This is a genomic window from Microcystis sp. LE19-41.2A (assembly GCF_027530405.1).
In the GTDB taxonomy this organism is placed as follows: Bacteria; Cyanobacteriota; Cyanobacteriia; order Cyanobacteriales; family Microcystaceae; genus Microcystis; species Microcystis aeruginosa.
Genome location: NZ_JAPZQJ010000215.1, coordinates 1 through 22465 on the forward strand (window position 1 = coordinate 1; position 22465 = coordinate 22465).

The 22465-nt window shown below is 44.5% G+C and carries 18 protein-coding genes; 9 read left to right on the plus strand and 9 right to left on the minus strand.

Annotated elements, in window-relative coordinates; translation table 11 throughout:
- Positions 1-666, minus strand: a 666-nt coding sequence (locus O9290_RS09420; protein WP_288086932.1) for an Rpn family recombination-promoting nuclease/putative transposase, incomplete at its 3' end; no start/stop codon positions are given.
- Positions 667-902: 236 nt separating this feature from the next.
- Between O9290_RS09420 and O9290_RS09425 the strand changes: the two genes are divergently transcribed.
- The gene (locus O9290_RS09425; RefSeq protein WP_288057727.1) at positions 903-1931 is read left to right on the plus strand and encodes a 6-bladed beta-propeller; all 1029 of its coding nucleotides are present in this window, start codon (positions 903-905) and stop codon (positions 1929-1931) included.
- Positions 1932-1995: 64 nt separating this feature from the next.
- On the opposite strand, the gene O9290_RS09430 is transcribed toward O9290_RS09425, so the two are convergent.
- The 3 genes from O9290_RS09430 to O9290_RS09440 form a co-directional block, all read right to left on the minus strand.
- Positions 1996-2838, minus strand: coding sequence for an Rpn family recombination-promoting nuclease/putative transposase (locus O9290_RS09430; RefSeq protein ID WP_288054598.1), 843 nt, complete (start codon positions 2836-2838; stop codon positions 1996-1998).
- Between the two features lie 165 nt (positions 2839-3003).
- Positions 3004-3201, minus strand: a complete 198-nt coding sequence (locus O9290_RS09435; RefSeq protein ID WP_002760234.1) for a hypothetical protein — start codon at positions 3199-3201, stop codon at positions 3004-3006.
- Positions 3202-3214: 13 nt separating this feature from the next.
- Positions 3215-4489: a DNA methyltransferase gene (locus O9290_RS09440; RefSeq protein ID WP_288054596.1), complete on the minus strand. Its 1275-nt coding sequence runs from the start codon at positions 4487-4489 to the stop codon at positions 3215-3217.
- Positions 4490-4778: 289 nt separating this feature from the next.
- On the opposite strand from O9290_RS09440, the gene O9290_RS09445 reads away from it, so the two are divergent.
- The 3 genes from O9290_RS09445 to O9290_RS09455 all read left to right on the plus strand — a co-directional run bounded on the left by O9290_RS09445 (position 4779) and on the right by O9290_RS09455 (position 7999).
- Complete coding sequence (locus tag O9290_RS09445; RefSeq protein WP_288086934.1) at positions 4779-6050, plus strand: dihydroorotase; 1272 nt, start codon at positions 4779-4781, stop codon at positions 6048-6050.
- Positions 6051-6134: 84 nt separating this feature from the next.
- The gene (locus O9290_RS09450; protein WP_288054593.1) at positions 6135-7286 is read left to right on the plus strand and encodes a DNA-methyltransferase; all 1152 of its coding nucleotides are present in this window, start codon (positions 6135-6137) and stop codon (positions 7284-7286) included.
- Positions 7287-7426: 140 nt separating this feature from the next.
- On the plus strand, positions 7427-7999 hold the full coding sequence (locus tag O9290_RS09455) for a Uma2 family endonuclease (protein ID WP_002760228.1): 573 nt from the start codon (positions 7427-7429) through the stop codon (positions 7997-7999).
- 86 nt (positions 8000-8085) lie between these two features.
- Here O9290_RS09455 and O9290_RS09460 read toward each other — a convergent pair whose 3' ends face one another.
- Positions 8086-9510, minus strand: a complete 1425-nt coding sequence (locus O9290_RS09460; RefSeq protein ID WP_002760226.1) for a Ni/Fe hydrogenase subunit alpha — start codon at positions 9508-9510, stop codon at positions 8086-8088.
- Positions 9511-10196: 686 nt separating this feature from the next.
- On the opposite strand from O9290_RS09460, the gene O9290_RS09465 reads away from it, so the two are divergent.
- Positions 10197-11183, plus strand: coding sequence for an RNA polymerase sigma factor, RpoD/SigA family (locus O9290_RS09465; protein ID WP_002760224.1), 987 nt, complete (start codon positions 10197-10199; stop codon positions 11181-11183).
- Between the two features lie 435 nt (positions 11184-11618).
- On the opposite strand, the gene O9290_RS09470 is transcribed toward O9290_RS09465, so the two are convergent.
- Together O9290_RS09470 and O9290_RS09475 are read right to left on the minus strand one after the other, a co-directional pair.
- The gene (locus tag O9290_RS09470; protein ID WP_002762448.1) at positions 11619-11966 is read right to left on the minus strand and encodes a DUF4359 domain-containing protein; all 348 of its coding nucleotides are present in this window, start codon (positions 11964-11966) and stop codon (positions 11619-11621) included.
- Between the two features lie 76 nt (positions 11967-12042).
- On the minus strand, positions 12043-12222 hold the full coding sequence (locus O9290_RS09475; RefSeq protein ID WP_002762447.1) for a hypothetical protein: 180 nt from the start codon (positions 12220-12222) through the stop codon (positions 12043-12045).
- A 293-nt stretch (positions 12223-12515) separates the two neighbouring features.
- On the opposite strand from O9290_RS09475, the gene O9290_RS09480 reads away from it, so the two are divergent.
- From O9290_RS09480 to O9290_RS09490, 3 genes are all read left to right on the plus strand, one after another.
- A complete protein-coding gene (locus O9290_RS09480) occupies positions 12516-13649 on the plus strand; it encodes a glycosyltransferase (protein ID WP_288055932.1) in 1134 nt (377 codons plus the stop codon).
- Between the two features lie 248 nt (positions 13650-13897).
- Positions 13898-15097, plus strand: coding sequence for a hypothetical protein (locus O9290_RS09485; protein ID WP_288055934.1), 1200 nt, complete (start codon positions 13898-13900; stop codon positions 15095-15097).
- Positions 15098-15103: 6 nt separating this feature from the next.
- Complete coding sequence (locus O9290_RS09490; RefSeq protein ID WP_288055936.1) at positions 15104-18406, plus strand: efflux RND transporter permease subunit; 3303 nt, start codon at positions 15104-15106, stop codon at positions 18404-18406.
- A gap of 397 nt (positions 18407-18803) precedes the next feature.
- On the opposite strand, the gene O9290_RS09495 is transcribed toward O9290_RS09490, so the two are convergent.
- Together O9290_RS09495 and O9290_RS09500 are read right to left on the minus strand one after the other, a co-directional pair.
- Complete coding sequence (locus O9290_RS09495; protein WP_288086937.1) at positions 18804-19664, minus strand: AAA family ATPase; 861 nt, start codon at positions 19662-19664, stop codon at positions 18804-18806.
- Positions 19657-20733: a hypothetical protein gene (locus tag O9290_RS09500; protein WP_288086939.1), complete on the minus strand. Its 1077-nt coding sequence runs from the start codon at positions 20731-20733 to the stop codon at positions 19657-19659. The genes O9290_RS09495 and O9290_RS09500 overlap by 8 nt, the downstream gene beginning before the upstream one ends.
- Positions 20734-20854: 121 nt before the next feature.
- On the opposite strand from O9290_RS09500, the gene O9290_RS09505 reads away from it, so the two are divergent.
- On the plus strand, positions 20855-22465 hold the full coding sequence (locus O9290_RS09505; protein ID WP_288086942.1) for an IS66 family transposase: 1611 nt from the start codon (positions 20855-20857) through the stop codon (positions 22463-22465).

A 22465-nucleotide genomic window follows, 5' to 3' on the forward strand; every position in this document is an offset into this window, starting at 1 on the left:
TCCTTTTTGTAGTCCCTTTTCCTCGCCTTCCTCTCTGCCTTCCTCTAAAATATCTTGATAGATGACGGATTCTCTCATAATGTCACTCCGAAGGATTTTTTTAATCGTCTCTCGATTTAATACTAACCCGGCGAGAATACTGGTAGCGGCAGCGAGATTGCCTTGCACCTGTTTTTGGGAAATAGTTTCTAGAGAACGGGACACCTGACTTAACACCTGTTCGGGGTCATCGGTATTGCTGAGGACGGCAAAGGGTAATAAACCGGGATGATGGAAAAATTGTGGTGTATTTTCTTCCCAAAGACGGATGACTTGAAAAGAATGAAAGGTTTCCCCCAGACGGAAGGTATTTTCTTGCACTAGGGGAGAATCGCTGCGTCGCAGATAAATTACCACTTGACGCATTGGTTTTTGGGGATGACGACGATAGACGCAAATGCGATAATCGAGCATTCGGAAAGGAATCTTGGAGTCGGGGTCGGTTTGAAATTCGGTATGGAGAATTAGTTGCTCTGACTGCAAAAAAATCAAAGAATCGGCACGAATGGGGTCTAATTGTAATTCTGTCGGGTCGAGGACGGTTAAGGAGAGGGGAGAACCCAATAACCAAGTGGCTAGATCATCGGAGAAGTTTTCGGCAATAAATTTACAAATATTATCAAACATCGTCAGGGATTACTTTCCGTTTCTCCTAGGATACCCTCGGTCGCCGGTGTTGACATCCTGTATTTGTCGTAACTGTTGCCGAGGCGAATCGTAGCGCAGAATACATTATAGGCAAAATTCAATTCTACTCATGGACTAAATCCCATAGATATCGGCAAATTCGTCACATCTTCCCAGAAATTTCTTGACAATTGCTAGAGGAAAGGGTACATTAGGAGCAGATTTTCTGAAGTTTTATGTCCCTATCTAAAGTTATCAATCATGGGGGGCGGGAGAAGCGTAGCTTATCAAAGGCTCTGCTGAAATCCTTTTCCCTGGTCACGGCCACTGCGATCGGATGTATTAGTGTCGCCACCAGTGCCACTGCGGCCAGTTTTTCCTTCGCTTTCGGTAGCGAAGGTTCGGGGAACGGTCAGTTCATGCTCCCCCGTGGTATCGCCGCCGGTAGAGGTGGTAATATCTATGTAGCCGATACGGGCAACAATCGGGTACAGGTATTTGACTCTAGTGGTGTCTTCCAGTCCGCTTTCGGTAGCTTCGGTACGGGGACCGGTCAGTTCCGAAGCCCCTACGGTATCGCCGTCAGTAGAGGTGGTAATGTCTATGTAGCCGATACGGACAACAATCGGGTACAGGTATTCGACTCTAGTGGTGTCTTCCATTCCGCTTTCGGTACCAATGGTACGGGGACCGGTCAGTTCCAAGGCCCCTACGCTATCGCGGTCGGTAGCAGTGGTAATGTCTATGTAGCCGATACGGGCAACAATCGGGTACAGGTATTCAACTCCACTGGTGTCTTCCAGTTCGCTTTTGGTAGCTCCAGCCCCTACGGTATCGCTGTCGGTAGCAGTGGTCATGTCTATGTAGCCGATACGTTCAACAATCGCGTACAGGTATTCGACGACCGTGGTGTCTTCCAGTTCGCTTTCGGTAGCCAAGGTTCGGGGAACGGTGAGTTCGAAAGCCCCTACGGTATCGCTGTCGATAGCAGCGGTTATATCTATGTAACCGATACGTTCAACGATCGCGTACAGGTATTCAACCCCAGTGGTGTCTTCCAGTCCACTTTCGGTAGCTTCGGTACGGGGAACGGTGAGTTCAGTAGCCCCTACGGTATCGCTGTCGGTAGCCGTGGTAATATCTATGTAGCCGATACGGCCAACAATCGCGTACAGGTATTCAGAACGCCCGAACCTTCTAGTATTATCGGATTAGGCATACTAGGGGGCGGTTTAGTGGTGCGTCGCCTCGCTAAACGTGGTTAATCGGTGTGGAGTGGGGAGATGAGTTAAAATTTTCCTAATTCCCCACCCTTTGCAGTTAAAAGCTTTAATTGTGCTGCTGTCTTTGTAATTGCTCGATCGCATCGGGGGATAAATCAGTAAATTGGGCGATTTCTGGGATAGGAAAGCCAGCAGATAGCATTTTTAGGGCAATTTGTCGAGCTTTTTCTTCTTTACCCTCCTCTTTGCCTTCCTCTCGGCCTTCCTCTCGGCCTTCCTCTCGGCCTTCCTCTCGGCCTTCCTCTCGGCCTTCCTCTCTGCCTTCCTCTAAAATATCTTGATAGATGACGGATTCTCTCATAATGTCACTCCGAAGGATTTTTTTAATCGTCTCTCGATTTAATACTAACCCAGCGAGAATACTGGTAGCGGCGGCGAGATTGCTTTGCACCTGTTTTTGAGAGATAGTTTCTAGAGAACGGGACACCAGACTTAACACCTGTTCTGGATCATCGGTATTGCTGAGGATGGCAAAGGGTAATAAACCGGGATGATGGAAAAATTGTGGTGTATTTTCTTCCCAAAGACGGATGACTTGAAAGGAATGAAAGGTTTCCCCCAGACGGAAAGTATTTTCTTGCACTAGGGGGGAATCACTGCGTCGCAGATAAATTACCACTTGACGCATTTGTTTTTGGGGATGACGACGATAGACGCGAATCCGATAATCGAGCATTCGGAAAGGAATCTTGGAGTCGGGGTCGGTTTGAAACTCGGTATGAAGAATTAATTCCTCTGACTGCAAAAAAATCAGAGAATCGGCACGAATGGGGTCTAATTGTAATTCCGTCGGGTCGAGGACGGTTAAGGAGAGGGGAGAACCCAATAACCAAGTGGCTAGATCATCGGAGAAGTTTTCGGCGATAAATTTACAAATATTATCAAACATTGCGAGCGTTCTGCCTTTGTAATTACTACCATCCACATCAATAAATTCAAGATTACTTGCTATCAATTCCTAAACAATTAAGCTAAATAAACCCCCGATCATTAGTAAAAGTCTTTGATTTCATGGTAATCTTTGACCCAAGCTTACGAAATATTATATCACCGATTAAGATAGATCATGATTTAATCTTGTTTTAAGTTCACAAACATAATTAACGGTAGCATAATCTGTCTTAATAATTAACTTTACTTCAGCCAGTAATTGACCAGATATATAGGGTTTATCTTCAATATTTTCCTGAAAATTAGGTAAGGATTCCAGACAGTTCAAATATTTATGAAATAGGGAATATTTGGGATACATAAGCAATAAAAATTTACCTTTTTTCTAAGATTAGTAAATATTCAGATTTCATGCCATCAGGATTTTTATTCTTGCGAGATTTGAATAATTGTCTGGTTTTAATTCTATCCTCAAAGACGGTATCAAAAATAAAGCCATTTTCCTGAAAATATTCCCCTAATATTCGCCAAGTTTCTACTTCCACCCCATCCACTTTCGGATTACCCACAAAAATGCAAGCTTTCCCAGCTTGTTTTAATTTTCTGGTGGCATTTTCTAAAGCGTTGATAGTGTGACAAAAATAGGAATCGAGTATTTTATGTAAATTCTCTTTCTCTAAACTTGATCTCACTTGATTTAAGGTTTCGGTTTCGATTAATCTGGTAGCCTGTCGGTAGGGAATTTCTAGCTTAGAGATTTTTTGCACTTCTTTTTCTGTATATCCTAACCAATATAAATCTAGTTTTGCTGTTCTGATATATTCCTGTGCTTGCAGATAGGGGGGTGAACTAATTAAACAATCTAACTCTAGATTTTGATCGATCTCAAAAGTGGCACTATCTACTCCTCCATAAAAAAGCACCTGATTATAATTGCGCCAAGTTACGGTAATATATTGATTGACGCTGGTTAAAGTTTCAAAACTCATCTCTTTAATCGTTCGTTTTAATTCCTCTTGCCAATTTCTTTGTAATAGTTCCTGTATATCTGATTTTTTGTATTTCGATTGAAATAATTTAGGTTTGGTATGTTCTGCATAGGAAAACTGTTTACTAACTTTCACTAAAACCGCTTGAATAATCTGGGAATACAAATCAGGTTCTAGACTTTTTTGACCAGCCCAAAGTTTCTGTAAAACTGCTAAAATCTCCTCTGGATACCAATAGTTTAAATTTGACCACTGAGGGATAAATTTATCCTCGTTGGCAAAAACTTCTAAGATTTTTTTATCTAACTCTGAGTAACTCAATGGTTCTTGGTGTTCTGTGATCTTAATCGGTATAATATGGTTTAAAAGATAATTAAGATCAGTTAAAACCGCATTTCTTTGACAAAGTTTAGCTTCTAAACCCACCGTACCCGAACCAGCAAAAGGATCGATAATCCAATCATCCTTTTTCGTGTAGTTATCAAGACAGAATCTCACCACTTGGGGAATAAATTTGGCAGGATAATAATAGATGCCGTGGGTTAGATAACTGGTGCTGGTGATTTCTGGTACTAAATCTCGAAAGGAAACTAATCGCGGGGTTCCCCGATTAAATTCTTCTAAATTATTAGAATCGAAAAGTTCTAAGTAGGGAGGCACAATTATTTGTAGGATGGGTTAGCGGTAGTGTAACATGAGCGGGCGTTGGGTTTCATGCTTCAACCCAACCTACGTTCATCTTATATTTAATTCCACCCACCCACTTAACTGCATGATTCGGCTATCAATTCTCTCTAGGGTGGACTAGCCAATTAAAATAAAGATTAAAACCGTAGTTGATCAATATTCTAACTTATCGTCCCCTAACCTAACCGACAACTCAGCTTTTTTACTTTTTACTTAACGTGATATACTGCCAAAGGAAAAAATGACGTTTTAATTAGTCTGCGTGAATAGCCAATCCTCGACGATTATAGAACAGGTTAGAGTTCTTGACCCCCTGACACAAACCGATCGCATTGCCGATGTCTGGATTGAGAAGGGGGTAATTAAAGCGATCGAATCTCAGCTTCCCCCAAGAGAAAATAGTAACTATATTTCTGGTCAAAACTGTATTTTTGCCCCCGGATTAGTCGATCTCTACAGTCATTCTGGGGAACCCGGCCACGAGGACAGAGAAACCCTTGCATCTCTGATCCAAGCTGCCACGGCCGGAGGCTGCACCCGGTTGGCAATTCTCCCCAATACTCTCCCCCCCCTCGATCACCCCGCAATCATTAGCACATTACAGCAAAAAAGTCAAGAGTTTTTTGACTCAAAATCGACTCGTCTGCATTTTTGGGCAAGTCTCACCCTAGGAAGACAAGGGCAAAAAATGACGGAATTAGCCGATTTAATGCCTGTAGCGGTGGGTTTTACCGATAATCGCAGTCTGGAAGATTTGGGACTGTTGCGGCGCTTATTGGAATACCTAAAACCCTTCGGTAAAAATATCGCCCTTTCCCCCGTAAATCAGCAATTAAAGGGTAATGGAGTCATGCGTGAGGGAGAAACCTCGATTCGCTTCGGTTTACCCGGAGATCCTGCTATTTCCGAAACCACTGCTTTAGCCACAATTTTAGAAATCGTCGGCGAAATTAATACACCTGTTCACCTAATGCGAATTTCTACCCGTCGAGGAGTGGAATTAATTCGCGAGGCAAAAATGCGGGGATTGCCGATAACCGCTAGTGTGACGTGGTTGCATCTGCTCTTAAATACAGGATCGATCGCCAGCTATCATCCCAGTTTACACCTCGCTCCCCCCTTGGGCAACGAAAGCGATCGCAAGGCGTTAATTGCGGCAATTAAGGAGGGAATTATCGATGCAATCGCGATCGATCATCGTCCCTATACCTACGAAGAAAAAACCGTCTCTTTTGCAGAAGCACCCCCCGGCGCGATCGGGTTAGAATTAGCTTTACCGCTACTCTGGGAAAAATTAGTAATAACCGGACAATTATCAGCTTTACAATTATGGCAAGCGCTTAGTCTCAATCCCTGTCATTGTTTACAACAAAAACCGGCATCTCTCAACCCCGGTAATCCCGCAGAAGCAATTCTTTTTCATCCCCAAGCAAGCTGGAAAGTAACGGCAAATAATCTTCACTCCCTCAGTCATAATACTTTCTGGTTAAATCAAACAATTACGGGAAAAGTCTTAGAAATGTGGAATTTTTAAAGGGTGGCCAATTTCTATCTTGAGACTCTCCTAGTTTTTTGGATAATGATCAGCTAGAATTCTAGAGAGAACTAGAGTAATGCCATGGAAAAAGAACTGGTATCGGACAAGCGCGGTTATCTGCTTCGCACGGTGGCAGAAGCTAAAGAAATTGTCCTTAATTGGTTGCGAGAAATAAATTTAGTTAATGCGATTAAATTAGGTTTACCAGAAGTGGATGACAGATATCATATTTGGCGAATTCCTCTATGTAATGACCAGAAAAAAACCGTTGGGGAAGTGGTGATCGATGCTTACACCACCGAAATTTTAGCCGATAGGACAACCCGGACTGAAATTATTATCGCTCGTCTGTTAAAACAGGATGAATCTAAATTAGAAAACCGCAAGAAAACCAAAAAAGAATATAAGCTTTCCTCTCTGAGAAATACCATCGGATTTGGTGATTGTGGCGAACTTTTAGAGGAAATGCCCGCAGAAAGTGTTGATTTAATCTTTACCTCACCACCCTATTTTAATGCTCGTCCGGAATATTCAGAATTTGAAGAATACGAAACCTATCTATTGAAGCTGCGACAGGTGATCAGAAAATGCCATCGAGTTTTGAGTGAAGGACGTTTTTTTGTCATTAATATTTCTCCCGTGCTGTTGCGTCGTGCTTCCCGTAATCAAGCTTCTAAACGTATTGCTGTCCCCTTTGATTTACATCGAATTTTTGTTGAGGAAGGTTACGATTTTATTGATGATATTATTTGGCTAAAACCAGAGGGAGCAGGGTGGGCAACTGGTAGAGGCCGCAGATTTGCCGCCGATCGCAATCCTCTCCAATACAAAACTGTGCCAGTGACTGAATACGTTTTAGTCTATCGTAAACACACGGATCTACTCATCGATTGGCATATTCGTAATCATCCCGATCAAGAAGTAGTAAAAGCCTCAAAAATTGCCGATGGTTATGAACGCACTAATGTCTGGAAAATTAACCCAGTCACTAACTCAAAACATCCCGCCGCTTTTCCTGTAGAATTGGCAGAAAAAGTGATTACCTATTACTCTTTTAAAGGTGATGTGGTTTTAGATCCCTTTGCCGGTTCAGGAACCGTGGGACTAGCGGCCGCTTCTTTAGATAGACGTTTTGTTTTATTCGAGAGTAATTTTCATTATATTGAACTGATACGAAAGCTAATTACTGAAGGCAATAAGACTGATTTAGACTCAGTTATTTGGCTTAAGTAGGTAGGCGTTAAAAATTATCAGATGCCCCCCTTATTAAGGGGGGATTAAGGGGGGATCGAACCTAAAATCCATTTTTAATTTAATTATAACCAGCTACTTAATTGTCCGTTAGAAAACTAACAATGAGCGAGGTAAACACCATGACAGCCGGTAAAAGTCACGCTTATTTTACTCCAAAAGACTATCTGGAAATAGAGAAAATTAGTCCCATTAAACATGAATATATACAAGGGCAAATCTTGGCGATGGCGGGGGCCAGTAAAGCCCATGTTATCATCACAGGTAATCTTTCGGCCCAATTAATTAATCATTTACGGGGTAGTGGTTGTCTTGCCTACGCTACCGATATGAAAGTGCGTCTCCCTAGCTTAAATATCTTCTATTATCCCGATTTTGCCATTACTTGTGACCAACGGGATCGAGTTTCCCAGGAAGATTTTATCCTGCATCCGCGAGTGATTATCGAGGTTTTATCCGACTCCACGGCAGCCTTTGATAGAGGCGATAAATTTGCCGATTATCAAACTATCCCCGAATTACAGGAATATCTGCTGATCGAGCAAAAACAAGTCCTAATTGAACAATATCAACGTCAATCTAATAACCTCTGGATTCCCCATATTTATCACGCGGGAGATTTAATCACTATTAACTGTATTAACTTTTCTTGTCCGATAGAAATTCTTTATCAAAACCTAGAAATTCTTAGCTAGAATCTTGGCCGTAAAAATAGTAAAATGGGGTCAGGTATTATAGGAGAAATTTGCCCTATTTCCTAACCCCCCAACAACTTAGATAATTAACCCCTTTGTCGAGTATTGATCACCTCACCGGCTGCATTAACTAACTCTAGCTGTAGCGGCATTTGTCCCATAGCGTGAGTGGAACAACTTAAACAGGGATCATAGCAACGAATACCCGCTTCCACCCGGTTTAACATCGCTTCGGGAATTTCGCCACCATGGATATAATGTTGGGCGATTTGTTTCACCGTTTGATTCATGGCCAAATTATTATTACCCGTGGCAATAATCAAATTCACCGTTTCAATCAAACCATTCTCATCCACTTTATAATCATGGAATAAAGTACCCCGGGGCGCTTCACTAACTCCCACCCCTTGCAGATTATTAATTCCTGCTTCGGCGCGACAGCGTGGAGAAACTATATCGGGATCGTCGATTAAAAGTTCGATACGCTCTAAACAGCCTAAAATCTCCACTAATCGGGCATAATGATAGTAAAAAGAAGAGGTGGCTACACCACCGACCCGATGGCGATATTCCCGTAACTCGATATCCGCCCCCTCCGTGCCAAAATGGGAACAAACATTTAAGCGCGCCAACGGACCAACCCGATAGATACCGTTGGGATAACCGAGGGGTTTATAGTAGGGAAACTTTAAATAAGACCATTTTTCTACTGATTCGCCGATATAATCGCGATAATTGTCTTCGCTGAGGTTATCGGCCACAATATTGCCTTGACTATCGGTAAAACGAATATGACCGCCGTAGTGTTCCCACTCGTCCCGTTTACCGACCAATCCCATAAACAGGGAAGGGAAATTACCAAAAGCGGCGATTTCTGTGGTTAAATTGTCTAGAAGTCCTTTAAACAGGTTTAAGGCCGTGTAAAGAGTCGCTTTAGACTCCGGCAGTCGTTCTTTAATCCATTGTCGCCCTTCTTCGCTCAGGGGAGAACGCACACCTCCCGGGACGGACCAAGCGGGGTGAATTTTTTTTGCTCCCAAAAGTTCAATAACTTTCTGTCCAAATTGACGTAAACGGATGCCCGCTCGCGCTAGGTCAGGATCGGCGGCGATTAAACCGAAAATATTCCGTTTAGCCGGGTCACTTTCCCAACCAAGCAGAAAATCGGGACTGCTAAGATGGAAAAAGCTTAAAGCATGGGATTGGGTTAATTGTCCCAAATTCATCAAGCGCCGCAGTTTTTCACCCGCAGGGGGGATTTGCACCGCTAGAATTTTATCGCCGGTTTTGGCGGCACAAAGCAGGTGACTAACGGGGCAAATGCCGCAAATCCGGGCAGTAATTCCCGCCATCTCCCACATCGGCCGTCCCTCGCAGAATTTCTCAAAACCACGATACTCGACCACATGAAAACGCACGTCATCCACTTCCCCCCCATCGTCAAGGAAAATCGAGATCTTGGCATGGCCTTCGATCCGGGTGACGGGATCGATAACGACGGTTTTAGTCATAGTAAGTCCTCATTGTTCAGGAGTTTCACAGAACGGCATTGTGGAGATTGCGATCGAGCTTGGTTTCAAAGATAATTTATCCCGATCTCCGCCCTGCTGTTTCTATGATAGTTATTACCCTCCTAGCAATCCTAATTTTTTTGACAATTTTTTCCGATTCTCAATCGGAAAAAAATTTAAAATTTTGTAGCAAATACTACAGAAAATAGTTCGGGAATCCGCAATGATTGTGTCTCTCTTTGCTGGTGTTGATCGGTCATTATATATATAGAAGTCGGTTCTCGGCTGTTAGTCTTCCTCTCAAGGCTGAGGGCGAAAGGGTCGGAATTCAGCTAGATTGTTGACGGCTAATCGGGAAAATCACCTTTTTGTTTTGTAATCTTACCTAACAGTATCAGCGGCACTGCCGAGGATTCAGGAAAAAGCGACCCAAAAACAAGCGATTGTAGTTGATAGTCCTACACTATAATACTTTTGTTCTGGATGTTGAGAAAAAAGCATAAACTTAACATCATACCAAAGAATGAATTAACTTTGAACCTTTAGGGGATTGCCCGCGTCTAAAAGCGCAGGATACAATCAAAGAAATTCCGATCAAACTCATACCGACTTCAGATAAGCCAGACTCACCCGCGAGTCGGAATAGTAACAGACTTTTTCTGTGTCAAGGAGTCACCACCAAACCAATGCCCACCGCAAAAACCAACCAAACTCAATCACAGCCCACCCTCAATGCCGATATGGTGCGTACCTATCTGCACGAAATTGGGCGAGTTCCCCTCCTAACTCACGAACAAGAAATTATTTACGGCAAACAAGTCCAACGGATGATGAGCCTGTTAGAAGCGAAAGAAGCACTATCGAAGCAATTAGGACGGGAACCACAGCGCTTGGAGTGGGCGGATTCGGTGAATTTAAGCGAAAATGAACTGGATCGCGCCTTGAAAACCGGCGATCGAGCTAAACGGAAAATGATTGAAGCTAACCTCCGCTTGGTAGTTGCGATCGCCAAAAAATATCAAAAGCGGAACATGGAATTCCTAGATCTAATTCAAGAGGGTAGTCTGGGATTAGAAAGGGGTGTAGAGAAATTTGATCCCACCAAAGGTTATAAATTTTCTACCTATGCCTACTGGTGGATTCGACAAGCGATTACCCGTGCGATCGCTCAACAGGCCCGCACCATTCGTTTACCCATCCATATCACCGAAAAACTGAATAAAATCAAAAGAACCCAGCGCGAACTCGCCCAAAAACTGGGCAGAAGTGCCACTCCCGCCGAGATTGCCCTAGAATTAGAGCTAGAACCCGCTCAAATCCGCGAATATCTCAGTATGGCTCGTCAACCCATCTCCCTTGATGTGCGCGTCGGCGATAACCAAGATACGGAATTGTCGGAACTATTAGAAGATAGCGGAGTTTCTCCCGATACCTTCATCACCCAAGAGTTATTACGGCAAGACTTAGCCAATCTCCTGGCCGAATTAACCCCCCAACAACGGGAAGTGATTACTCTCCGTTTCGGTTTAACCGATGGCAAGGAGTTATCCCTAGCCAAAATCGGTCAGAGAATGAACATCAGTCGGGAACGGGTGCGACAATTAGAACACCAGGCCCTAGCTCATTTACGCCGTCGCCGGGCCAACGTCAAGGAATATATTGTCGCCAGTTAGTAAAATTAGCAAATAACCAAGAAGGAGAGCGCAAGCTCTCTTTTTTTTGGGTTTATTATTGCTAAATTTTTAACCAACCTGAACAAAAAAAGGGTAAATTTTGCCAGTGTACTTAGGGTTGGCTGAAAAAGTTTTTCGTGGGGACAGGGTGTGGGGTGTAGGTTTTTACCGATTTTGAGGGGGTCAATTACCTAATTTTCAGGGGAAAAGTCCAGGGATTTTCCCCCCAATCACTTCCGTCGCCGGTACTTTTTGATTGACAAAAGGTCTAAAAGTCTTACCCAACAAGGTTTTAAGATTTATTCAGCCAGCCCTAAATAGACCATTTAACTGATTATTATTCCTTCTTAATTCTCCTGACTACTGACTCCTAACCCTAACAACAATTTTTGATTTTTACAAGAGGTCTATTATTTAAGCTGGCAGTAATCTCACCTAAGTCTCCGAGAAAGTCAAGAAATGCCCAAAAGCGCCAAGAGTTCTAATTTTAGCTACCCCCGGTACTTCTGTGGTGTAAATACTGAACACACCTAGATTTTGCCGTTGACTAGAGGTTTCGATCGCTGGTTTTAAGATTTGATTTTTGATCACATTTCTGGCTGCCACCGGCAAAGAATCGATCGAGCCACAGAGACTGATTTTCTCGCAAGCGATTTTGTCGGCATGAGCGAGGAGTTTTTCGGCGGCGTATTCGCTGTAAAGTTCTTGGGGGGGATTGGTAAATCCCATAATCCCCGCTATTACCCCCAAGGCGATCGCTCCCTTGAAGAAATTACCCCCCATAGCTACTTAGCTCCTTGATTTTGTCTTCTCCACTCTAATTTTGACAAGACATTTTCGATCTGCCTAGGGGGCAGTGTTAATTTCTTAAACCAATACCGGGTGCATAGCACTCTAGTACATTTCCCGTGAGACTGCAACTAACCAACAGATAATCACAGTGAGAACAGGCGGTGCTAACGAGATGGTGTTCTAAAATATGCTGTCTTTCGGCAAAATTTCCACAATTAGGACAGCGCACTTGTTGCCGGGTGATCATAGCAAACCTCATTAATTAGTTATCTTCTGTATATCAAGCTAGTTTTTCTTGATCCCAATCGATTTAAACCTGTTTTCTCCTTGATCCCCATTATGGAGTCGCTCATCTGATCTTGCTAGTAATTTTTACTAAACTTTGCAATTTTTCTTGAAAAATTTAATAATTTCTTCCTAGGGGTTTCTACCGTGATCGGGTATGTGTCGGTAATTTTGGGGAAGGGAAAGCCAGAAAGCGAACTCTTAAACTGCTGATCCCTTACTGCTATAATTACCGCTGAGATTATTGATTATCCTATGAAGTATGCTCTGGTTCACGAGTGGTTAACCCCAAAAGCGACGGGGGGATCGGAATTAGTGGTTAAGGAGATTTTACAATGTCTAGAGGCGGATTTATACGCTTTGATCGATTTTGAGTCCACTAATCCCGATAGTTATCTCTATGGTCGCTCGATCGGGACAACTTTTCTGCAAAATTTCCCGAAAGCGAGAAATGGCGTCCAAAAATACTTACCTTTTCTTCCCCTAGCGATCGAGCAGTTAAATTTAGAGGATTATGATGTAATTTTATCCTCCTCCCATTGTGTGGCTAAAGGGGTTTTAATTCGACCGGATCAGGTTCATATTTGTTACTGTCACAGTCCGATGCGTTATGCTTGGGATTTAACTTTTGACTATCTGGCTAATAGTAAGTTAGGACAGGGATTACCCGGTATTTTCACCCGTTATCTTTTGCATGGTTTGCGTCAGTGGGATGTGATTTCTGCTAATCGTGTGGACTATTTTCTAGCTAATTCCCACCACACCGCTAGACGAATTTGGCGCTGTTATCGACGGGAGGCAAAAGTTATTTATCCTCCCGTACAAATCGAGCGTTTTCCCTACCAAGAGAAAAAAGAAGATTTTTATTTAGTAGTCTCTCGTTTGGTTAGTTATAAAAAAGTCCCTTTAATCGTGGAAGCATTTAATCAATTGGGATTACCCCTAGTGGTTATTGGAGATGGTCCACAAATGGCTTTAATTCGTCAGTTAGCTAAGGATAATATTCAGATTTTAGGTGCGGTTTCTGATCGAATAGTAGCAGAATATATGTCGAAAGCAAAAGCGTTTATTTATGCTGCTTGTGAGGATTTTGGTATTGCTTTAGTGGAAGCGCAAGCTTGTGGTACTCCCGTGATTGCATTTGCTGCCGGAGGTGCTTTAGAAACCGTGCGAGAGCTGCGGGAAAATTCTCCCCAGGGAACAGGATTACTTTTTCGGGAACAAAATCCCCAATCCTTGCTGGAAGCGGTCAAATATTTTGTCGATCACGGTGATAAAATTGATCCAGAAAATTGTCGGCAACAGGCTAATAGATTTACTCCAGAGGTTTTTAGAAATGCTTACAGTTTGTTTATAGAGGAACATTCAATATCTAAAAATTATTGCTAACTTTAATTAGAGCAGTTATCCTAATGGTGAGCTAGGAAGTTTTCGTTTTAGGGAGTCGGTCATCGGTCGTTGATAACAAATTAGGTTACACTTTATCTTGATGAGAAACGTTGTATTTCAGCAATGGTGGGAGTGCATCACCTGCGCTCAAAATGTAATATTATGGATATTTCTCGAAAGTAGATATCTAGCCAACGCTGATAGCTTACCGTGGTGATTGTGATGACAGAAAAGCGAGGATTATAGCCGTGCCTTGGAATCGAGTTAATCAATGGGTAGAAAAACGCTCTTTAGGGGCCTTAGAATCAGCTTATCAGAGAGCGCTCAAAATTAAAGCGATCGAAGATAAACATTTTGGGGGACAAAAAATTTCCCCGGCTGCTGTGGGAGGAAAAAGTGTTTATGATTACTTTCAAAGTACCCTAGAGCGAGAATTATTACAGATACGTCTCGATTTAACTCAAGTGCGTCTGGGTAATTTTATCAATCCGCAAACTAACCCAGAAAATAATAACATCCTAGAGACTTTAAAGGCGATCGAGGATATTATCGGTAAATATCGCCTAGACTTAGGGGAATTGCTGCCCCCATTACCGAATAATCAAACCCCAAATCTGTCTAATACCAATCTCACCGATGATAGCTCCAGAGATAAAACTAACCAGACAATTTCTCCTGCCACTGGTAATAAATTTTTTAACTTCCAGCAAGAATTAACCCCCGAATACGAACAAACCGTTATTAAACAACTCCGTACCCTGCGACAACAGCAACGTATTGCTATTCGTTTTATCCTGATTATTATTTTAGTTCCTCTCTTGGTGCAGGTTATTAGTAGGAACTTTATTTTTAGCCCTGTTTTAAACTATTTTGGTGTGGATAGAGCGAAAATATCAGAAGTTTATATTTCTCAGGAAATTGGCGAAAAATATCTCAGGGAATTTGCTCGACTTCAAGAAATTAAAGAAATCAAGCAGGTTTTAGGAGTAGTAAAAGCAGGGCATGAATCAGAAGAAACTTTTCGGGAACAGGTGGAGGAATTATTTAAAGAAGCGGGTTATGAAAGTCAAGATGGTTGGAAAAACTTACTCTCCGATATAACTGGATTAATAGCCTTTATTGCGATCTTAATTTTTGGTCGTCAACAATTGGCAATTACGCGAGCTTATGTTAGTCGTTATTTTCTCAGCTTAAATGATATAACCAAAGCCTTTATCTTTATTCTCTTTACCGATATATTTGTCGGGTTTCACTCGGCGGAGGGTTGGACGGTAATCTTAGAAACTTTGTTCCGGCACTTTGGTTGGCGCGAGAATATTACATTTATTAGCTTGTTTGTGGCCACGGTTCCCGTTATCCTAGATACAATCTTTAAACTATTAATATTTAATTATCTGACTCGTAAATCTCCCACTGCCGCAACTATCCTAGAAAAGATGAACCAGTAACGCCCTATGATCCTTAGTATTGCCGATACCTTCATTAAAAGACCCGTTCTGACCACAGTTTGCTCGATTTTAATCGTTTTGATCGGAGCGATCGCTGTTCCCTTTTTACCCCTAGAAAAACTGCCCCAGTTGGCATTTATTCAGGTAGCGGTAAATGCCAACTATTTGGGAACCGATGCCAAAACCGTACAGGATAACGTTACCACGGTACTCGATCGCCAGATTAACGGGACAGAACAGATTGTTTATATGCAGTCCCAGAGTACCAACACTGGACAAAGTACGGTGAATGTCTTTTTCCCGGTGGAAATGGATCGTAACATTGCCCAAGTCTTGGTACAAAACCGTGTCAGTACCGCCGCCGCTAGTTTACCTGAAGAAGTGAACCGGCAGGGGGTGACAACTAATACCCAATCCCCCAGCGTTACCCTTGCCTACGGGATTTCCGCCAAACCAGACGAAAAGGGCAATTATCCCTACGATACGGTCTTTTTAAGTAACTTTGTCGATCGGGTCATCGATGCCGAGATTCGCCGGATCGAGGGGGTTGGTAGTACAACAATCATCGGGGAGAGGGAATACGCCCTACGTTTTTGGCTTAATCCCGATGCTTTAGCCGCTAGGGGTGTATCGGCGGAACAAGTAGTACAGGCGATCCGAGAACAGAATATTCAGGTGGGTGCGGGGACAATTGGCGGTGATCCTAGTCCCGAAGAGCAGCAATTCCAGATCGCCATTCGCGCCGTTGGTAGGGTGGCCACCGGGGAGGAAGCGGAAAATATTGTCGTCAAAGTCGGGGAAAATGGCGATTTAATCCGAATTAAAGACGTAGGACGCGCAGAAATCGGAGCCGAAAGCTACAGTACCGCCGCCTATTTCGACAAATCCCCCGCCGTTGTCTATATCGTCTATCAGTTACCCGGTTCCAACGCTTGGAATACTGCCAAACTGGTAAAAGAAAAAATGGCGGAACTAGAACCAAGTTTCCCCCCGGGGTTAAATATCGCCATTACCCTCGATAATACCGCCTTTGTCGCCGCTTCCCTAGAAGAAGCCTTTGGCACTCTGGTGGAGGCGATTTTACTGGTTATTCTCGTCATTTTTATCTTCCTTCAGGATTGGCGCACCACGATCATTCCGGCGATCGCTATTCCCGTATCTTTGATCGGAACCATGGCCGTCGCCCTGGCTTTAGGCTATTCTCTCAATAACCTCTCCTTGTTTGCCGTCATTCTAGCCACCGGTTTAGTGGTGGACGACGGCATCGTGATCGTAGAAGCGGTATCGGAAAAATTACGGCAGGGAATGCGGCCATTTCAAGCTGCCCTCGATGCCATGGGTGAGTTAACCTCGGCGGTGATCGCCAGTTCTCTTGTACTGCTGGCAGTTTTTATTCCCGTCACCTTCTTCCCCGGTACGGTGGGGATCGTTTATCGACAATTTGCCGTCATCATCTCCGCTTCAATTATCATCTCCACCTTTAACGCCCTCAGTTTTTCCCCCACCATGTCGGCGATTATCATGAAACCGCCCCAAGGCACCCGCGGCCCCTTGGGACTGTTTTTCGAGGGCTTTAATCGGGGTTTCAACGCAGTTAAAGAGGGCTATCGACGCTCGATCGAATTTCTGATCCGCATCCGTTTTTTAGTGTTACCCTTCTTTATCGCCGCCCTCTTTCTCACAGCTTGGAGTTATAGCACCACTCCCCAGGGTTTTATCCCCGAAGAAGACCAAGGTTATGCCTTCGTTTTGGTGCAAGCACCCCCCGGGGTTTCCCTGCGCTACACCGACCAGGTTATCCGTCAGATTAACGAAGAAATTCTCGACGGTATCGAAGAAATCGAACACTTTGTCGGTATGGCGGGCTTTAGTTTTGCTGGAAGTGGTAGCAACCAAGGGCTATTTTTTGTCAAGTTAAAAGAATGGTCGGAACGGCCCGGCGAAGATAAGTCGGTTTTCGGGGTTCTGCGGAAAATTAACCAACAATTAGCCACTAAAGTCCCAGATGCTCGCGCTTTCGCCGTTAATGCGCCCCCCGTGGATGGATTAAGTTCTACCGGCGGTTTCGAGTTATTTATCCAAAACCGCGCTTCTTTCCCCATGGACGCTTTGATTGCCAACGCTAATAACGTCATGGCCGAGGCCCGAACAAGACCGGAATTATCGGGAATTTTCACCCAATTTACCACCGACACGCCGATGCTGGAACTTTCCATCAATCGCAACCAGCTACAGGCGCAAAACGTCGATATGCAGGCCGTTTTCGGTACCCTGCAAACCTATCTCGGTTCCAACTTCGTCAACCAATTCGTCTTAGGCGATCGCTTGTATCGAGTCTTTGCCCAAGCAGAAGCGGATTATCGCTCTAATCCTGAAGATATTAACCGTCTTTACGTCCGTTCCCGTACCGGGGCCAATATTCCCCTATCGGGTTTGGTTAGCGTCAAACGCTTCACCTATCCACCGATTATCACTAACTTTAACCTCTATCCCTCGATTAACGTTCAGGGTAGTCCCGCCCCCGGTTTTAGTACGGGACAGGCGATCGCAGTGATGGAAGATGTTTGTCGGAAAGTCCTGCAGCCCGGTTTCGGTTACGCTTGGACGGGTACAGCTTTCCAAGAAAAAACTTCCGCCGGGGCTGCCCCAGTTATCTTCGGATTAGCCTTTATCGTGGTTTTCCTCGTCCTTGCGGCCCAGTACGAAAGCTACATCGACCCGATTATCATCATGATTACCGTTCCCCTAGCGATCCTAGGGGCTATGGGGGCCTTACTGTTGCGGGCGAATTTCCTACAAGTGGGTAGTCTGTTCCCGGCGGTGAATAATAATATCTATGCTCAGGTGGCTTTGGTCATGTTGATCGGTTTAGCGGCCAAAAATGCCATCTTGATCGTGGAATTCGCTAACCAGTCCCGTACTTTGGGTTTAAGTATTCCCGATGCGGCAGCCCGGGCCTCGACGGAACGCTTAAGACCGATTCTGATGACGGCTATTTCCGGTTTAGTCGGTTTCTTGCCCTTGGTTATCGCTTCCGGCGCCGGGGCGATGAGTCGTTGGTCCCTGGGAACTGCAATCCTAGGCGGTTATCTGATTTCCACGGTGTTGAGTTTATTTCTTGTCCCGGTGTTGTATGTGCTGATCAAACAGTTCGAGGCCCGATTCCTCTCCTCGAAACCCCCGAAAAGTGGCGGTTCTGGCGGCAAAAAAACCCCTTCTCTCGATGGGGAAAGGAATACATCAGAAACCCCGATAGAAGAAGGGGCCATTTCCTCTTTGAAAATCTCTCCTCAGTCCCCGAATGACTAGGGTGTTAGGAGTCAGGAGACAGGAGCCGGTCGTCAGTAGCCGGTCGTCAGTAGTCAGGAGTCAGTAGTCAGGAGTCAGGAGTCAGGAGATTATGGTTCTTCGGTTTGTGTTATGCAATGGACGGGAGTTATAAGGGATGAAACCCTTATATAGAAAGACATTGCTTCGATTTGTGCCAATTGTTTTCAATCTAGAACGAGCTAATCAATTAAGTCTCTTGCCAGATAAGGATTTAGCCTATTTATGCCCCCTGATCGAACCATACCAAGTAACGAAGAACCACAAAACAAAGCGAGCAACTGGAACATCTCCCCCTAGATGTTAAGTCTGATTGCCCGTTTATTCTCAATAAGCACTGTTTATTGAGAATGATCGGAGGAACCCTGAAATTTTCGGCTTAGTTGGTGGCAGCTTGCCGCCAACTCACTCCTCTAGATAAGTATTTTGACTCAGGCATCTTCCTCTTTTGAGACGTTGTGACACTTAGGGTGCGGAATGTGGGTTGGAGGATATTCCTCAGCGTCGCTTGTTCTGGAAACTCGATGTAGTAATACAAACAACGGCGCAAAAACGGTTTGGGCAGTTCCTTCTCGCGATTGCTGGTGACGATAATCAGGGGCAAAAATGGCCGCCTTTCCTTCCTCATCTTGCCTTTGAGAGCATCAAAGCGCATCTGAGGTACTTCTTTTACCTGAAATTGCAACCGATCTAACTCCAGCAGCAAGTCATTAGGAAAATCGATGTCCGCCTTGTCAATCTCATCAATCAGCACCACCGAGGGGATGTCCTTTTCTGACTGTTCAATCGCCCTTCCCAACTCTCCTAGAGTAACGTACTTTTGCCGCAAGGGAAATTGATTCAGTGAGGGGGATGGCTGGCGATCGCTACTTTTGACTTTCTGTTGCTTACTAAGCTCAGGTTCCGCTCGATTTTCCCATACTTTTTGCTCCTGAATGTCGTACAGCCGCCCCAAGGCATCATAGTCGTAGAGCAAATCCTGCGCCCGACTGGTGGAACGGATGTAGCAGGAATGGAGAGGATAACCTAGTTCATAAGCCACTGCATAGGCGAGTCGCGTCTTGCCACAGCCAGCGTCTCCTTCCAGCAACAGGGGACGGCGCAAATAAAGGGCAGTATTGACGGCATTGGTTAGGGTTTGGGAGGCAACGTAAGGTTCAGGTTCCCGCCAAGCATCAGTAAGCGGTTGGTAGGGACATTTGCCCTCACCCGTGTATTGTCGTTTTTCAAGGTCATCCATACAGTTTAGAACTACCTTGTAGTTCGCGGACGATTTGGTTCATTTCCTGGTAAGTTCCTATTAAATTACCATATTGGCTTTCCAATCGCTTTAGGTAGTTTTCAATTCCCTTCTCCTCAATTCCTAAAATTTGGAGTTGACCGCGAAACCAAGGCAAGAGGTCATCAGGCTCGAACCGTTTGGGAGTTGGTAAAGCAGGAAATCCCGTCAGGATCCGTTTTCCCTGAAGATTTGCCCAAAGAATCACGAAACAACGGCTCTTTCCTGTTAAGTAAGGATCAATAGAGGAATGGGTATCTGTCCAAAAATCTTGGGACAGGGACTTGATAATTTTGGGAGGAATGTCATAATTCCAAATGATCAGCACAAGGTCAGAATTATATTGAATTTTAAATAAATCAGTAAAACATTCAAGTTGATGTTTTTCCAAAAACTTACTTTTAATGTCGGCAGAAGTGGCTATACTATCTCGGTAGAGGCTGATTTCTAATCGTTCATTCTTCCGTCCAGTTTTCTGTTTCAATTCTCGCCGTATGCGTTCGATAATATATTGCTCTAGAATCACAAATTCACCCGCAACAGCAAAGACAAAAGCGCCTTCATATCCCACTTGTTGTCTAAAGTCTCCTATCATTTTGTCTAGATTATAGTTGATAATTAAACCTCTGTCAATTTTGATGCTTTGTTGTACTGAAGTAGTTGATTCTTCGCGTCCTTGAGTGAGTAGGCTAGAGATTTGGCTTCCTTGTGGTTTCTGAGTGCTGGCTTTCTGCTGTTGTTCCCATTTGGTAATGACATAGTTGATGAAATTTTTGTCGTCATTGGATAAGTTTAAATCGATTTGGCTGATATATTCTAATAAAACGACCAATCCTAATCTTTGTGAACTATCAACAGTAATGTAAACTTCTGAGAGTTTTTGGCACAGGATAATTACAAATTGAAAGGGAGGTTTATCTAACGGAATTAGACTACAGTATTTGCCTAGTCCGCAGTTGGTGAACAAGGCGCGGCGAAAGTCCTCATCAAGCAACATCTCAATAAATGCTGGTAAGGAAGCCGAAGTCAACCTAGAAAATGAACCCGCACTCGTGAGAAAGCATCGACTTAGGTTGCACTGAGGAAGAAAATCTGCTTTAACTAAGGATATGCTTCTTCCCATCGAGAGCCCTGAAACCGAACGCACTCCCTTGGTCAACTGGTTGCTGAACCTGGTGGCCGAGCAAAAACAGGTGATTGAGAACCAGGAAAAAACTATAGCTGACCTAGAGAGGAAGGTAGCGCGACTCGAAAAGCAAGTCAAGGGCCTCGACGAGGAACTTAAAGCAGCCAAGAAACTGAAGAGCCGGCCTAAAATCAAGCCCAGTACGCTCAACCAAGAAAAAAAGACCCCAAAAGAGGGGGAGAAACGAGCCGGTTCCGAGAAAAGGAGTAAAAAGACCAGCTTTGTCCCAGATGAAGAGCGGCTCATCGAACCGGAGGAGCTACCAGAAGGAGCGACCTTCAATGGCTACCGAGAATACGACGTACAAGATTTAATCATCCAACGGCACAACATTCGCTTCCTGCTGGCCGAATATGTCACCCCAGAGGGAAAAACTATCGTGGGAAAGTTACCTCCCGAATATCAGGGTCACTATGGACCGACCTTAATTTCCTTCACCCTCTATCAGCACCACCAGTGTCGAGTGCCCCAGACCCTCATCCTCGAGGAGCTCAGGGAACTAGGAATCGATATTTCAGCAGGTCAAGTCAACCGCATCCTAATCGAGAATAAAGAGTCCTTTCACCGAGAACAGGAGCAAGTCTTTCAGGTGGGGTTGGAGACAGCCGAGTATATCCACACCGATGATACGGGAGCCAGACATCAAGGAAAAAATGGGTTTTGCACCGTCATCGGCAACGACCTGTTCGCCTACTTCAGCAGTAGCAACAGCAAGAGTCGAGAAAACTATTTGCGGATGTTGAGAGGTACCCAGGAGGACTTTGTGCTCAATGAATACTCCCGTAGCTATCTTGAGGAGCATCAACTAGCTGCCTCCCACTTGGCTAAACTCAAATTTTCCTCTCAGGTCATCAGTCATGGGGACGAAGAGTGGAGCCAATACCTAGAGAGCTTAGGCATCACCAGCACCACGGCGGTGAAACTGGTGACTGAGGCGGCTCTGTTGGGCAGTGCCATCGAAGGGGGAGTTTCCCCAGAACTCGTTGTTCTGAGTGATGGAGCCAGACAGTTTGCCATCTTGGTTCATGCTCTTTGTTGGGTCCACATGGAACGAGGCATCCGTCGCCTACCCGGAGCCACGGCACAACATCGCCAAGACATCGCCGAAGTCACCTCAGACTTGTGGGACTATTATCAAGAACTGAAGGCTTATCAACAGCAGCCTACTCCAGGGGAAAGGGAGCGTTTAGACCGACGCTTTGATGAGATTTTCGGGCGGCGCTACCCCGAACACTACGGTCTGAATCTGGCTCTCCAACAGTTCTGTACCTACAAACAGGAGTTACTGCGAGTGCTAGACGCGCCGCAAGTGCCGCTACATACCAATGCTGCTGAGTCTGACATTCGAGAGTATGTTACTCGGCGCAAAATTAGCGGCGGAACCCGCGATGACGATGGTCGTCGAGCCCGCGATACCTTTACGGGACTGAAAAAGACTTGCCGCAAGCTGGGGGTTTCTTTCTGGCAATATTTGCTGTCCCGCTGTTTGGGGGATGAAACCGTTTCCTATCTGCCGGCTCTGATCAGAGCGCGGGCGGCTCCCCAGAACAGTCTCAGCCTGGAAGTTGGTCACTAG

Coding starts and splice junctions, on each gene's coding strand:
- O9290_RS09425 (WP_288057727.1), top strand. CDS start 903: ATGTCCCTATCTAAAGTTATCAATCATGGGGGGCGGGAGAAGCGTAGC.
- O9290_RS09465 (WP_002760224.1), top strand. CDS start 10,197: ATGCCCACCGCAAAAACCAACCAAACTCAATCACAGCCCACCCTCAAT.
- O9290_RS09480 (WP_288055932.1), top strand. CDS start 12,516: ATGAAGTATGCTCTGGTTCACGAGTGGTTAACCCCAAAAGCGACGGGG.
- O9290_RS09495 (WP_288086937.1), bottom strand. CDS start 19,664: ATGGATGACCTTGAAAAACGACAATACACGGGTGAGGGCAAATGTCCC.
- O9290_RS09490 (WP_288055936.1), top strand. CDS start 15,104: ATGATCCTTAGTATTGCCGATACCTTCATTAAAAGACCCGTTCTGACC.
- O9290_RS09435 (WP_002760234.1), bottom strand. CDS start 3,201: ATGTATCCCAAATATTCCCTATTTCATAAATATTTGAACTGTCTGGAA.
- O9290_RS09470 (WP_002762448.1), bottom strand. CDS start 11,966: ATGGGGGGTAATTTCTTCAAGGGAGCGATCGCCTTGGGGGTAATAGCG.
- O9290_RS09475 (WP_002762447.1), bottom strand. CDS start 12,222: ATGATCACCCGGCAACAAGTGCGCTGTCCTAATTGTGGAAATTTTGCC.
- O9290_RS09430 (WP_288054598.1), bottom strand. CDS start 2,838: ATGTTTGATAATATTTGTAAATTTATCGCCGAAAACTTCTCCGATGAT.
- O9290_RS09460 (WP_002760226.1), bottom strand. CDS start 9,510: ATGACTAAAACCGTCGTTATCGATCCCGTCACCCGGATCGAAGGCCAT.
- O9290_RS09455 (WP_002760228.1), top strand. CDS start 7,427: ATGACAGCCGGTAAAAGTCACGCTTATTTTACTCCAAAAGACTATCTG.
- O9290_RS09450 (WP_288054593.1), top strand. CDS start 6,135: ATGGAAAAAGAACTGGTATCGGACAAGCGCGGTTATCTGCTTCGCACG.